This window comes from Anaerosacchariphilus hominis (genome assembly GCF_014290175.1).
Lineage (GTDB): Bacteria > Bacillota > Clostridia > Lachnospirales > Lachnospiraceae > Laedolimicola > Laedolimicola hominis.
On sequence record NZ_JACOOR010000004.1, the window covers coordinates 88939 to 102921 of the forward strand.

General features: G+C 54.2%; 14 protein-coding genes. All 14 read left to right on the plus strand.

What is annotated here, in order from left to right:
- The 14 genes from H8S44_RS07565 (at nucleotide 1) to hemL (ending at nucleotide 13971) form a co-directional block, all read left to right on the plus strand.
- Nucleotides 1-447 carry a GatB/YqeY domain-containing protein gene (locus H8S44_RS07565; RefSeq protein WP_186871939.1) on the plus strand — a complete coding sequence of 149 codons (447 nt, stop codon included), beginning with the start codon at nucleotides 1-3 and terminating at the stop codon, nucleotides 445-447.
- Nucleotides 444-1361, plus strand: coding sequence for a DMT family transporter (locus tag H8S44_RS07570; RefSeq protein WP_186871940.1), 918 nt, complete (start codon nucleotides 444-446; stop codon nucleotides 1359-1361). Before H8S44_RS07565 ends, H8S44_RS07570 begins: the two co-directional genes overlap by 4 nt.
- Nucleotides 1362-1452: 91 nt before the next feature.
- On the plus strand, nucleotides 1453-2781 hold the full coding sequence (rimO, locus tag H8S44_RS07575) for a 30S ribosomal protein S12 methylthiotransferase RimO (protein ID WP_186871941.1): 1329 nt from the start codon (nucleotides 1453-1455) through the stop codon (nucleotides 2779-2781).
- Nucleotides 2778-3320: a CDP-diacylglycerol--glycerol-3-phosphate 3-phosphatidyltransferase gene (pgsA, locus tag H8S44_RS07580; RefSeq protein WP_186871942.1), complete on the plus strand. Its 543-nt coding sequence runs from the start codon at nucleotides 2778-2780 to the stop codon at nucleotides 3318-3320. The genes rimO and pgsA overlap by 4 nt, the downstream gene beginning before the upstream one ends.
- A gap of 4 nt (nucleotides 3321-3324) precedes the next feature.
- Entirely contained in the window at nucleotides 3325-3834 is a 510-nt protein-coding gene (locus H8S44_RS07585; protein ID WP_186871943.1) for a CinA family protein, read from the plus strand.
- Complete coding sequence (locus H8S44_RS07590) at nucleotides 3831-4268, plus strand: dUTP diphosphatase (RefSeq protein ID WP_186871944.1); 438 nt, start codon at nucleotides 3831-3833, stop codon at nucleotides 4266-4268. The genes H8S44_RS07585 and H8S44_RS07590 overlap by 4 nt, the downstream gene beginning before the upstream one ends.
- A gap of 4 nt (nucleotides 4269-4272) precedes the next feature.
- A complete protein-coding gene (locus tag H8S44_RS07595) occupies nucleotides 4273-5811 on the plus strand; it encodes a Ppx/GppA phosphatase family protein (protein WP_186871945.1) in 1539 nt (512 codons plus the stop codon).
- Nucleotides 5812-5814: 3 nt separating this feature from the next.
- Nucleotides 5815-7956 (plus strand): RNA degradosome polyphosphate kinase, encoded by a 2142-nt coding sequence (locus H8S44_RS07600; protein WP_186871946.1) that lies wholly within the window; start codon nucleotides 5815-5817, stop codon nucleotides 7954-7956.
- A 30-nt stretch (nucleotides 7957-7986) separates the two neighbouring features.
- Nucleotides 7987-8445 (plus strand): DUF1307 domain-containing protein, encoded by a 459-nt coding sequence (locus tag H8S44_RS07605; protein ID WP_186871947.1) that lies wholly within the window; start codon nucleotides 7987-7989, stop codon nucleotides 8443-8445.
- Nucleotides 8446-8465: 20 nt separating this feature from the next.
- Nucleotides 8466-9287, plus strand: a complete 822-nt coding sequence (locus H8S44_RS07610) for a Cof-type HAD-IIB family hydrolase (RefSeq protein WP_186871948.1) — start codon at nucleotides 8466-8468, stop codon at nucleotides 9285-9287.
- A gap of 319 nt (nucleotides 9288-9606) precedes the next feature.
- On the plus strand, nucleotides 9607-11034 hold the full coding sequence (locus H8S44_RS07615) for a spore germination protein (protein ID WP_186871949.1): 1428 nt from the start codon (nucleotides 9607-9609) through the stop codon (nucleotides 11032-11034).
- 101 nt (nucleotides 11035-11135) lie between these two features.
- The gene (locus H8S44_RS07620) at nucleotides 11136-11600 is read left to right on the plus strand and encodes a precorrin-2 dehydrogenase/sirohydrochlorin ferrochelatase family protein (protein WP_186871950.1); all 465 of its coding nucleotides are present in this window, start codon (nucleotides 11136-11138) and stop codon (nucleotides 11598-11600) included.
- A 107-nt stretch (nucleotides 11601-11707) separates the two neighbouring features.
- On the plus strand, nucleotides 11708-12691 hold the full coding sequence (gene hemB / locus H8S44_RS07625) for a porphobilinogen synthase (RefSeq protein ID WP_186871951.1): 984 nt from the start codon (nucleotides 11708-11710) through the stop codon (nucleotides 12689-12691).
- On the plus strand, nucleotides 12691-13971 hold the full coding sequence (gene hemL, locus H8S44_RS07630) for a glutamate-1-semialdehyde 2,1-aminomutase (RefSeq protein WP_186871952.1): 1281 nt from the start codon (nucleotides 12691-12693) through the stop codon (nucleotides 13969-13971). Before hemB ends, hemL begins: the two co-directional genes overlap by 1 nt.
- The last annotated feature ends 12 nt before the right edge of the window (nucleotides 13972-13983 follow it).

The window sequence follows — 13983 nt, forward strand, 5'->3', positions numbered from 1 at the left end:
ATGAGTAAAATCGATGAAATCCGCGCAGAAATGGTAACCGCCATGAAGAATAAGGACAAGGAACGGAAAGAGACCCTGTCCATGCTTCTGGCAGCCCTGAAGAATAAGGCCATCGACAAGCGGGCTGATCTGACTCCCGAGGAGGAGTTTGAGGTGGTAAAGAAGGAGATCAAGCAGACTAAGGAGACCATGGATCTGGCTCCCGCGGACCGTACTGATATCATCGAACAGTGTAAGGCCCGTCTGGCAGTGCTCTCTGAGTTCGCGCCGGAGGAGATGAACGAGGACGCCATCAAAGCAGTAATTCAGGAAGTGATCACAGGTCTGGGGCTCGAGAACCCCACCGGAAAGGATAAAGGCAAGATCATGAAGGAACTGATGCCCAGGGTAAAGGGTAAGGCGGACGGCGGTCTGGTAAATAAGCTGGTAGGAGAAATGCTGGCATGAATAAATATCAGATAAGAAATTCCCTGCTTCTGCTTTTGACAGCGACTATCTGGGGCGTGGCCTTTGTGGCCCAGAGCGTGGGAATGGACTATGTGGGCCCCTTTACCTTTCTTTGTGTGCGTTCCGTCATCGGAGGCCTGGTGCTGATTCCCTATATCCTGCTGACCCAGCGGGCAGATCAGGCAAAAATGACCCGGAACCGGACGGAGGAGGAAGAAAAGAAGGAGAAGAAAACCCTGATTCTGGGCGGCTGTCTTTGCGGAACAGCCCTGTGTGTGGCCAGCCTCTTCCAACAGTTCGGGATCCTGTACACTACCGTGGGAAAGGCCGGCTTTATTACTGCCTTTTATATCATCATTGTGCCGGTGGCGGGCCTGCTTTTCGGCCGACGCTGCGGCCTGAATGTGTGGCTGGGCGTGGCCCTGGCGGTGGCGGGACTGTATTTCCTCTGTATTACAGAGACCCTCTATCTGAAACAGGGAGATGTGCTGGTATTTATCTGTGCTATTTTCTTTTCAGTACAGATCATGCTGGTGGATCATTTCGCGCCGAAGGTGGACTGCGTTAAGATGGCCTGTATCCAGTTCTTTGTGTGCGGCATCCTGTCCGGTGTGGGCATGTTCATCTGGGAGCAGCCGGCCGTCGTCGATATCCTGGCTGCATGGCAGCCCATTCTCTATGCGGGCATCCTGTCCAGCGGCGTGGGGTATACCCTGCAGATCGTGGGCCAGAAGGGGCTGAACCCCACGGTGGCATCTCTGATCATGAGCCTGGAGTCCGTGATTTCCGTGCTGGCGGGCCTGATTCTGCTTCGCCAGAGCTTAAGCGGCCGGGAGACCTTAGGGTGCGTTTTGATGTTCGCAGCCATCGTGCTGGCCCAGCTGCCCCGGAAACAGGCAAAGGCAGAAGCATAAGTTTTGTCAATGTAAAGGAACTGTAAAATTTTGATAGCCTGATTGCGGAGAAAAATAAAGTAGTTTATAATAAAAAGAAAGAGAAAAATATATGAAGATTTTGTTTGTATCACTTGGCTGTGATAAGAATCTGGTGGATTCGGAAGTGATGCTGGGCCTGCTGGAAAAGAAGGGCTTCCAGTTCACGGACGACGAGACCGAGGCGGATGTAATCGTAATCAATACCTGCTGTTTTATCAACGACGCCAAGGAAGAAAGCGTCAACACGATTCTGGAAATGGCAGAGTACCGCAAAAGCGGCGGCTGCAAGGCTCTGGTAGTCACAGGCTGCCTGGCTCAGCGTTACCAGAAGGAGATTGTGGACGAGATTCCCGAGGTGGACGCGGTGCTGGGAACCACCACCTACGACGCCATCGTGGAGACGGTGGAGAAGGTGCTGGAGGGTCAGAAGGAGCTGCATTTTGAGGATGTGGACCGGCTGGTGCCGGAGCAGACCACGGGGCGGAGCCTGACTACAGGCGGCCATTACGCCTACCTGAAGATCGCGGAGGGATGTGACAAGCACTGTACCTACTGCATCATTCCCAAGGTCCGGGGCAATTACCGGAGCGTTCCCATGGAACAGCTCCTGAAGGAAGCGGAGGACCTGGCGGAGAAGGGCGTCAAAGAACTGATCCTGGTGGCCCAGGAGACCACCGTTTACGGCAAAGACCTGTATGGGGAAAAGAAGCTTCCGGAGCTTTTGAAGAAGCTGGCGCAGATCTCCGGCATCCGCTGGATCCGGGTGCTGTACTGCTATCCGGAGGAGATTACCGAAGAGCTGATTCAGACCATCAAGGAGGAACCGAAGATCTGCCATTACCTGGATCTTCCCATCCAGCATGCCTCTGACCGGATCCTGAAGCGCATGGGACGCCGGACCACCCAGGAGGATCTGCGCCGGATCATCGGCCATCTCCGGGAGGAGATCCCGGATATCTGCCTGAGAACCACTCTGATTACAGGCTTCCCGGGAGAGACCCAGGAGGATCATGAGGAGCTGATGCGCTTTGTGGATGACTGTGAGTTCGATCGTCTGGGTGTCTTTACCTATTCCCCGGAGGAGGATACTCCCGCAGCGGGTATGCCCGATCAGATTCCGGAGGAAGTGAAGGAAGATCGGAGGGCGGAGCTGATGGAGCTGCAGCAGGACATTGCCTTCGACAAGGCCGAGGCCATGACCGGCCGGGAGCTGGAGGTCATGGTGGAGGGAAAGGTGGCCGATGAGAATGCCTATGTGGCCCGCACCTACAAGGATGCCCCCGGCGTGGACGGATACCTGTTCCTGAATACGGAGGAAACCATGATGAGCGGCGATTTCGCGAAGGTCCGCGTGACCGGAGCCGCAGAATACGATTTGATAGGAGAGTTGACAGAATGAATTTACCAAATAAATTAACCGTAGCCCGTGTACTGATGATTCCGTTTTTTGTGGTATTTATGCTGACAGACCTGGGCGGAGCTTACGCAAAATACATTTCCGTGGCCATTTTTATCGTGGCCAGCCTGACGGACCTTCTGGACGGCAAGATCGCCCGGAAGTATAATCTGGTGACGAATTTCGGAAAGTTCATGGATCCTCTGGCTGACAAGCTTTTAGTCTGCTCTGCCATGATCTGCCTGGTGGAGATGAACCGGCTGGCAGCCTGGATGGTTATTGTGATTATTTCCAGAGAGTTTATCATCAGCGGTTTCCGGCTTATTGCCTCCGATAACGGCGTGGTCATCGCGGCCAGCTACTGGGGCAAGTTCAAGACCACCTTCCAGATGCTGATGATCATTCTTCTGATTCTGAATCTGGGAGGCGTATTCACCATGATTGAGACTGTGGTTACCTGGATCGCCCTGATCCTGACCGTGGTTTCACTGATAGATTACCTGATGAAAAATAAAGGCATACTTCTGGAAGGAGATATCTGAGATTATGGGAGAAGTTCAGGAAACAAAGACAATGACACTGGCAGAGAGCGTTGTGAAGCTTCTTGCGGAGGATGAACTGACGGTTACCACGGCAGAGTCCTGCACCGGCGGCCTGGTGGCTGCCCGTCTGGTGGATGTGCCCGGCGTATCCGAGGTATTCAAGCAGGGGTTCATTACCTATTCCAACAAAGCGAAACGGAAGATCCTGAACGTGAAGAAAGAGACTCTGAAGACTCTGGGCGCAGTCAGTGAAAAGACCGCCAAGGAGATGGCCAAGGGAGCGATCCTGGCCAGCGGAGCGGACGCGGCCATCGCCACCACAGGCATTGCCGGCCCCGACGGCGGAACTGAGGAGAAGCCCGTGGGCCTGGTGTATATCGCCGTGTCTGTCCGGGGACAGATGTATGTGGAGGAACATCATTTTGAGGGCGATCGGGCAGCGGTCCGGGAGAGTACCGTGGAGGCGGCTCTGGCCCTTCTGAAAAAAGGACTGGAGGAGACCGGAGAAGAATGACAGAGACCATTAAGATCAAATATTTTACCGACAAGATAGAAAAGCTTGCCTATATCGGAGGAAAGTCCGACTGGATCGATCTGCGCTGTGCGGAAGAGATTCAGATGAAGGCAGGGGAATTTAAGCTGATCCCCCTGGGAGTAGCCATGGAGCTGCCAAAGGGATACGAGGCCCATGTGGTGCCCCGAAGCAGTACCTACAAGAATTACGGTATTATTCAGACCAATCATATGGGAATCATTGACGAAACCTACTGCGGGGACAATGACCAGTGGTTCATGGCGGCCTACGCCCTGCGGGACACAGAGATTCATGTGAACGACCGGATCTGCCAGTTCCGGATCATGGAGCATCAGCCGGCTCTGGTTTTTGAAGAGACCGGGGAACTTGGCAATGCGGACCGGGGCGGACACGGAAGCACAGGAAAGGCGTGAAAACATGCAGATAGTCACATTTGCGTCCATTGAGATCGGATCCTACGAGGTGGGTATGAAGATTCTGGAGCTGTCCCGGAAGTACGGGATGCGGGAGATCGACTATATCCGCCACGGCCTGGAGCTGGGAAAGGATGCTTATAATCAGAAAGAGATCGGAAACGAGATGCTGGAGGAGCTGTGCGAGGTCCTGGAGGATTTTACGCGCATTATGAAAGAGTACCAGGTGGATGATTACCGGGTCTGCGCCACCAGCGCCATCCGGGAGACCCGGAACTGCCTGCTGATCCTGGACAAGATCCGGGTCCGCACAGGTCTGGAGGTAGAAGTCCTCAGTAATTCCGAGCAGCGTTTTTTGGGGTATAAGTCCATTGCTTCCAATGAGGAATCCTTCCAGAAGATCATCCAGAAGGGTACGGCCATCGTGGATGTGGGAGGCGGAAGCATCCAGATCTCTCTGTTTGATAAGGACGCCCTTGTGTCTACTCAGAATCTGCGCCTGGGTACCATGCGTATCCGGGAACGGCTGGCGGAAGTGGAACGTCAGACGACTCATTACGATGAGATCATCGAGGAAATGATCAACAATGAACTGAAAAGCTATAAACGCCTGTATCTGAAAGATCGGGAGATTAAGAATATGATCCTGGTGGGCGACTATCTGAATCACCTCACAGCCCGGCGGGGAAAAGCAAAGAGCACCTCCTTTACCCGTGAGGAGTACATGAAACTCTATAAGGAGATACTGTCCGGTTCCCATCAGGAAATGGTGGAGCGTCTGGGCGGCATTTCCGATAATCCATCCCTGGTGATGCCGGCTCTGATTATCTACCGGAAGCTCATAGAGGAGACCGGGGCAGAGACCATCTGGGTGCCGGGTTTAAGCTTAAGCGATGGTCTGGCCTACGATTACGCGGAGCAGAAGAAGATCCTGCAGCCCAGCCATAATTTTGAAAATGATATCATCGAGGCTGCCAAGAATATCGCCAAGCGTTATGAAAGCAACAAGACCCATCTTTTAGGCGCAGAGTACCTGGCCCTGACCATTTTTGACAAAATGAAGCGGATCCATGGCATGGGAAAGAGGGAGCGTCTGCTGTTGCAGATCGCGGTCTGGCTTCACGACTGCGGCAAGTATATCAGCATGAATCGGACGGCGGCCTGCTCCTATGAGATTGTCATGTCCACAGAAATCATCGGTCTGTCCCATCGGGAACGGGAGATTATTGCCAATGCCATTCGTTTTGACACGGAAGAACTGATTTCCTTTGAGGAGTTTTCCATGGGAAGCAGCCTGGATCGGGACGATTACCTGCTGATTGCCAAAATCAGCGCCATTCTGCGGGTGGCCAATTCCATGGACCGCAGCCACAAGCAGAAGTTTAAAAATGTAAAGGTTACGCTGAAGGAGAGGGAGCTTCTGGTGGTGGTGGATACCGTAGAGGATATCACCCTGGAGCAGGGACTCTTCTCCCATAAGGCAGATTTCTTTGAAAGCATTTTCAGTATCAAGCCAGTGATTCGGCAGAAAAGGCAGGTATAGAGCATGGATAGGAAAGAAGAACGGAAAGCGTTTACTAGACATGAGTATTATAGAAATCGGGAACTGTCCTGGCTGGCTTTCAATGAGCGGGTGCTCAGCGAGGCAAGGGATAAGCAGATTCCGCTCTTTGAGCGCCTGAAGTTTTTAAGTATCACCGCGTCGAACCTGGATGAGTTTTTCATGATCCGGGTGGCCTCCCTCATCGACATGGTCCATGCGGGCTATACGAAAAAGGATATCGCGGGAATGACAGCCCAGGAGCAGATTCATGCTATCACGGAGGTGGTGCGGAATCTGGTGGGACTGCAGTACTCCACCTATTCCCGGTCCCTGCTTCCGTCCCTGCGCCAGAACGGCCTGAATGTGATTCAGGAGCATGAGAATCTGACCAAAGAGCAGAAAGCCTATGTGGATCGCTATTTCCGGGACAATGTCTATCCGGTGCTGACACCCATGGCGGTGGATTCCTCCCGTCCCTTCCCGCTGATTCGGAATAAGACCCTGAATATCGGCGCGCTTCTGGCGAAAAAGGGAGAGAAGAACGGGGAACTGGAGTTCGCCACGGTACAGGTGCCCTCGGTGCTGCCCCGGATCGTCCGTCTGCCGGATAGTGAGGACGGCACGAAGAATGTGATTCTGCTGGAAGAGATCATTGAGAGGAACATGCAGCAGCTCTTCCTGAAATATGATATTATCAGCGCTTCCCCTTATCGGGTCATGCGAAACGCAGATTTGACCATCGATGAGGACGAGGCGGCGGATCTGTTAAAGGAGATCCAGAAACAGTTGAAAAAGCGCCAGTGGGGCGAGGCCATCCGCCTGGAGGTGGAAGAGAAGATCGACAAGCGGCTGCTGAAGATCCTGAGCAGAGAGCTGGATATCAAGGAGGAAGCCCTGTATCCCATCAACGGTCCTCTGGATCTGACCTTTTTGATGAAAATGTATGGCCTGGAGGGTTTTGACGGCCTGAAGGCTCCGAAGCACATTCCGGCGCCGGTGAAGGAGATTCCGGCAGACGGTGACATCTTTGCCCAGATCCGAAAGGGCGACATTTTACTTCATCACCCCTACCAGACCTTTGATCCGGTGGTGAAGTTTGTGCGGGACGCGGCCAGCGATCCCCAGGTGCTGGCCATTAAGCAGACCCTGTACCGGGTCAGCGGCAATTCTCCCATTATCGCGGCCCTGGCTCAGGCAGCGGAGAATGGCAAACAGGTCTCTGTACTGGTGGAGCTGAAGGCCCGCTTTGACGAAGAGAATAATATTATCTGGGCAAAGAAGCTGGAAAAGGCAGGAGCCCATGTCATCTACGGTTTGGTGGGCTTAAAGACCCACAGCAAGATTACCCTGGTGGTACGTCGGGAGGAGGATGGTATCCGCCGGTATGTCCACCTGGGAACCGGAAACTATAACGATTCCACCGCAAAGCTGTACACGGATATCGGGCTTCTGACCTGTTCCGCATCCATCGGCGAGGATGCCACGGCAGTTTTCAATATGCTGTCGGGCTATTCGGAGCCGGAGAGCTGGAATAAGCTGTCCCTGGCTCCTCTGTGGCTGAAGGAGCGGTTCCTGCTGCTCATCGGAAGGGAGACAGAGCATGCCAGAAACGGCGGCGAGGGACGGATCATTGCCAAGATGAATTCCCTCTGCGACCGGGATGTGATCACGGCTCTTTACGAGGCTTCGGCCGCAGGCGTAGAGATCGATCTGATCGTCCGTGGTATCTGCTGTCTGAAGGTGGGGATTCCGGGCGTCAGCGAGCATATCCATGTGCGCTCCATCGTGGGCGATTTCCTGGAACACAGCCGGATCTTTTATTTCTACAACAACGGTCAGGAGGAGGTATTCTGCGCCAGCGCCGACTGGATGCCGCGAAATCTGGAAAAGCGGGTGGAAATCATGTTCCCGGTGGAGAGTGAGAAACTGAAAGAAGAAGTGATTCACATTCTGAATATCGAACTTCAGGATAACCGGAAGGCCCATGTGCTGCAGCCGGACGACACCTATGAAAAGGTGGATCGAAGAGGAAAGGCAGCACTGAACTCCCAGATGTATTTTGTGGAGGAAGCGAAGGAAATGGCCAAATCCGATGAGACGGCAGTGAACCGGCGGGTATTTATCCCAGAGGAGCCTGTCGAATAAAGAATGTTATAAAAGGGAGAGAAAAGGTTTATGAAGAAACTGACAGCATTGCTGTTGACGCTATCGTTGGCCCTGTCGCTGGCAGCCTGCGGCGGAAAGTCCAGAAGCGTCACCTATACCATGGAGCAGGAAAACCAGGGACTGAAAATGACCGATACCATGAAGCTGGATGCCAAGGGAGACTTGGTTCAGCAGATGGATGAGACCATTACCCTGGATATGGCTGCTTTTGACGAGGATACCCAGACCCTGATGACCAAGTCCTATGACGCTCTGGTGGAGTCCTATCAGGCGGTGGAGGGCGTGGAGTGTACCGGAACGGTAGCGGACAGCGTCTACACCATTCAGATCACCATTGATACCACCGGTGACGCGGTATCGGAGCTGGCGGATCAGGGTCTCCTTAAGGTGGACGGCGACACCAATGGCATCTCTTTGGAGAAGACAGGGGAATCTCTGACAGCCAATGGTTACACCAAAGCAGAATAGGGAACAGGAGCGAGGATAAGATGAAGGATAGAAAAATTTTATTTGTGGATCTGGACGGTACCCTGTTGACCGATTCCAAGGAGATCACACAGGAGAACCTGGCAGCCATCCGGAAGGCCACGGAGCAGGGACATGCGGTGGTAGTCACCACAGGACGGCCCCTGTACAGCACCGAGCGTCTGCTTGGAAAACTGGGGCTTACGAGCCCGGGCTGCTATGCCATTACCTCAAACGGAGCCATGATTTATGATTCCGGTGAGAAAAAGGTACTGTTTCAGACAGGTGTGTCCCGCGACTGCCTGCGGGAGGCCTTTGACGAGGCATTCAAGGCAGGGATTCATCCCCAGACCTATTCTGATACGGGAGTGCTCTGTGAGAAGGACTGCCCCGAGGTGCAGTATTACGCCAAGTCCAATGTGATCACTTACCGGGTAGTGGAGGATGTGGCAAAGGAGCTGGACTTTGATCCCATCAAGATTCTGTTTGTCAGTCTGAATGACCGGCAGAAGCTGGAGCGGTTCCGGCAGCATATGGAGCCCTGGAGCGAAGCCCACCATATTGACATGTTTTTCTCCTGCGACGAGTATCTGGAGTTTCTGCCCGAGGGTATCAACAAGGGCAGCGGTATCCGCTGGCTCTGCAATTATCTGAATGTGCCCCTGGATCACACCTATGCGGCGGGGGATGCGGAGAACGACATTACCATGCTGCAGGCGGTGAAACACCCCTGCGTCATGAAGAACGCCCGGCCGGAGATGTATGCTTACGGCACCTATATTACGGAGCATGACAATAATCATTCGGGGATCGCGGAGATCATCGAGAAATTCATGCTGGCGTAACATGATTTTTGAGGGCTCACGCCCGTGAAAGAAAAACTGATTCAGGCTGCTGTCAGCCCGGATCGGTTTTTTTTATCTGGAATAGGAAATTCCGATAGAATTCCCTATTCCAGAAAAGCAAGCAGAGCTTGCAAAGATGCGCACTCGGCGCAGTGGTAGATGGTTGCCAAGGCAACCGCGCCTCGGCGCGAGAATGTGCCAACGGCACATTCTTTTTTTGGGGCAGTCTCCCGAAGTGTCCGTTTTATCAAAGTGTATAAAATTCCATCTGCCTCCACAAACTACCGGGAAGAAAAGGAAGAACAATGGAGGTGTACACATGGGAGAAAAACTGTCCCTGCGGCTGAAGGAGAACACGGAAATCCTGGATGAGATCCTGCAGACCGATAAAAATTTTGATATTATCCGGAAGGGCATCGTCACAGGAGGCCGGGACGCCTGTATCTACTTTGTGGATGGCTTTCTGGAGGAGTCTATTATGGAAAAGCTGCTGGAATTCTTCTATAAGCTGAAGCCGGAGGAAGTTCCCCTGTCGGCCAGCCAGATGGCGGAACAGGTGATCCCCTATGTGGAAGTTTCCGTGATGCCGGAACGGGAAGAACTTCTGAAAAACCTGCTCTCCGGCGTCACCTGCCTGCTTATCGACGGCTATGACGCCTGCATCGGCCTGGACTGCCGCTCCTATCCCATGCGGAGCGTGGACGAGCCCTCTAAGGACAAGGCCCTCAGGGGATCCAAGGATGGTTTCGTGGAGACTCTGGTCTTCAATACAGCTCTGATCCGCAGAAGAATCCGAAGCTCGAAGCTGTCCATGGAGATGCTGACTGCCGGAAAAATCTCCCGGACGGATATCGTCCTCTGCTACATGGACGACCGGGTGGACCGGCGTCTCCTGCGGGAGCTTCAGGGCCGGATCCACGCCATTTCCGTGGACTCCCTGACCATGAACCAGGAGAGTCTGGCGGAATGTATCTATGAGCAGAAATGGTATAATCCTTTTCCAAAGTTCAAGTTCACCGAGCGCCCCGACACCGCTTCGGCGGCCATCCTGGAGGGCAATATCGTGATTCTGGTGGATAACTCGCCCCAGGCCATGATCGTACCTACCTCCATCTTCGACATTGTAGAGGAGGCGGACGACTACTACTTTCCCCCGGTGACCGGATCCTACTTGCGGCTGTCCAGGTTTCTGATTGCCATCATCACCCTGCTTCTGACGCCTACCTTTTTACTGCTGTACCAGAACCCGGAGTGGATCCCCCGGTGGCTGGAATTCATTGTGATCAAAGACACGGTCCATGTGCCGGTGGTCTGGCAGTTCCTGATGCTGGAGCTGGCCATCGACGGCCTGCGGCTGGCCGCCATCAATACCCCCAGCATGCTCAGTACCCCTTTGAGTGTGGTAGCAGGTATTGTGTTGGGCCAGTTCACCGTGGATTCGGGCTGGTTCAACGCGGAGATCATGATGTATATGGCTTTTGTGGCCATCGCCAACTACACCCAGTCCAGCTATGAGCTGGGCTACGCCCTGAAGTTCATGCGACTGATCTTGCTGGTTCTGACGGCGGCCTTCGATCTCTGGGGTTTCCTGGCGGGCATCGCCCTGACCCTGTACGCCATCGCGGGCAATAAGACCGTGGCCGGGAAGAGCTATATCTATCCGCTGTTTCCCCTGAATCTCCAGCAGCTGAAAAAGCGGTTCCTTCGGCTGCGGCTGAAGGAAGAGACGGAGCAGAATCAGAAATAAAAGCATTGGGATGAAAAACCGAAGAACGGCCCATTCACAACGGAACCCCTTTATGCTATACTTAATTCTATATGAGCAGAGGACAGAAGGGAGAAAAGTGCATGGGCCGTTATTTTCCGCTGTTTGTGGATCTGGAAGGGAAAAAAGTAGTGGTGGTGGGAGCAGGAACCATTGCCGAAAGACGGATCCGAACCCTGCTGGGCTTCGGAGCCAGGATTACCGTCATTGCCCCGGAAGCGGTGGATCAGATCCAGACTCTGGCTGCGGAAAAAGAGCTTGTCTGGCGGCGGGAGGCCTGGAGCGGAGCTGCGGAAGAACTGCTTCCGGGCAGTGTTTTCGTGCTGACAGCGGTGGACGATCCCGCGGTGAACGGGGCAGTCTGGAGAGCCTGTAAGGCTCGGGGAATTCCCGTGAACCGGGCTGACGACCGTTCCCGGTGCGATTTTTATTTTCCGGGGGTGGCCGAGGGCGGCGGTGTGACCGTGGGAGTCACAGCCGGAGGGAAGAATCACCGGCTCGCCCGGGAAGTGACAGAGAAGCTGAAAAAATGGCTGGCGGAAATATGAAAAAAGCACTCCATTTCCCATGAGATGTGTTATACTGCTAAGAGAAAATGCCGCGAATCAGGAACGGCAGAAAGCCATCAGGCTATCATACAAGAGGAGAAACGATTATGGATATGAACATCAGGCCAAGACGCCTGCGTAATGGCGCCAGTCTGCGAAAAATGGTGAGGGAGACCAGAATGGACAAAAGTTCCCTGATCTACCCCATGTTTGTAAAAGAAGGAACCGGAATCAAAGAAGAGATTCCCACCATGCCGGGCCAGTACCGCTACAGCATCGACCAGCTGCCCTATGCGCTGGAGGAGCTGGTAAAAGCGGGTGTAGGCAGCGTTATGTTCTTCGGCATTCCCGATCACAAGGACGAGTGCGGAAGCGGCGCTTATGATGAGAATGGTATCGTGCAGAAGGCCTTCCGGGAGGCAAAGAAGCAGTTTCCGGATCTCTACTGCATCGGTGACGTGTGCATGTGCGAGTATACTTCTCACGGCCATTGCGGCATCCTTCACGGAGAATATGTGGACAATGACAAGACCCTGGACTATCTGGCGAAGATCGCCCTGTCCCAGGTACAGGCAGGCGCGGACATGGTGGCACCCTCCGACATGATGGACGGCCGTGTGGCGGCCATTCGTTCTATTCTGGACAGCAACGGCTATGTGGAGATCCCGATCATGTCCTACGCGGTGAAATACGCCTCCGCATTCTACGGCCCCTTCCGCGACGCGGCAGGCAGCGCTCCGGCTTTCGGTGATCGGAAGTCCTATCAGATGGACTATCATAACCGCCGGGAAGGTGTAAAGGAGGCCCTGCTTGACGTGGAAGAAGGCGCGGACATCATCATGGTGAAACCGGCCATGAGCTATCTGGATGTGATTGCCGAGGTCAAGGAGAATATCGTCCTTCCGGTGGCGGCTTACAGCGTCAGCGGCGAGTACGCCATGATCAAGGCGGGTGCGTCCCTGGGCTATATCGACGAAGCCTCCATTATCTGCGAGACAGCGGCCAGCGCGTACCGGGCAGGCGTGGACCTGTATCTGACCTATTTCGCGAAGGAGATCGCAGGCTTTATGGATGAAGGGAGAATCGGTTAATGAGCAGATCAGAGACGCTTTTTACAGAAGCAGTAGAACGGATTCCGGGCGGCGTCAACTCCCCGGTGCGGGCCTTCGGCTCCGTGGGTGAGACGCCCCGGTTTATCGCGTCGGCAAAGGGCGCGTATATGACGGATGCGGACGGACAGACCTATCTGGATTTCGTGGGATCCTGGGGGCCCATGATTCTGGGCCACAATCATCCGAAGGTGCTGGCGGACGTACTGGAAGCCTGTCAGGAGGGCTTAAGCTTTGGCGCGGCCACCGAGCGGGAGGTGGAGATGGCAGAGCTCATCTGCAGCATCGTGCCCTCCATCGAGATGGTGAGAATGGTGAATTCCGGTACCGAGGCGGTCATGAGCGCCGTCCGGGCGGCCAGAGGCTTCACCGGACGGAATAAGATCATCAAGTTCGCGGGCTGCTACCACGGCCACAGCGACGCTATGTTGGTTAAGGCAGGATCCGGCGTCATGACCGCGGGCATTCCCGACAGCGCGGGCGTTCCGGCGGGCTGCACCCAGGATACCCTGACTGCTGTATACAATGATCTGGACAGCGTACAGGCCATTTTTGATGAATTTCAGGGCGAGATCGCGGCAGTGATCGTGGAGCCGGTAGCGGCCAATATGGGCGTGGTACTTCCGAAGAAAGGCTTCCTGGAGGGCCTTCGTAAGCTTTGTACCGACAACGGCAGCCTGCTGATTTTCGACGAGGTGATCACGGGCTTTCGTCTGAGCCTGTCCGGCGCCCAGGGATATTTTGGCATCGAGCCGGATCTGACTACCTTCGGTAAAATCATCGGCGGCGGTATGCCGGTGGGCGCTTACGGCGGAAGAAAAGACGTGATGAAGCTCATCGCTCCCAGCGGTCCGGTTTACCAGGCAGGTACCTTAAGCGGCAATCCGGTGGCCATGGCGGCTGGGCTGGCCCAGTTGAAGCTTCTTAAGGAGACGCCGGATTTCTATGAGAAGCTGAACCATAAGGCGGATGCGTTCTTTGAAGGCATGCAGGAGGCAGTGAAAGCTGCGGGCAAACCCTGGACCGTGAACCATATCGGTTCCCTGGGAAGCATCTTTTTTGCCGAGGGGCCGGTGACCAATTACGCGGAGGCGAAGACCTCGGATACGAAGAAGTTCGGCGAATATTTCTCTTATATGATGCAGAACAGTATTTATCTGGCACCCTCTCAGTTTGAAGCCATGTTCCTGTCGGGAGCCATGACAGAGGAGGAGCTTGTGAAAACGCTGGATATTTTTAAGGCATATCTGAAGCAGTGCTAGTACGAAGGAGGA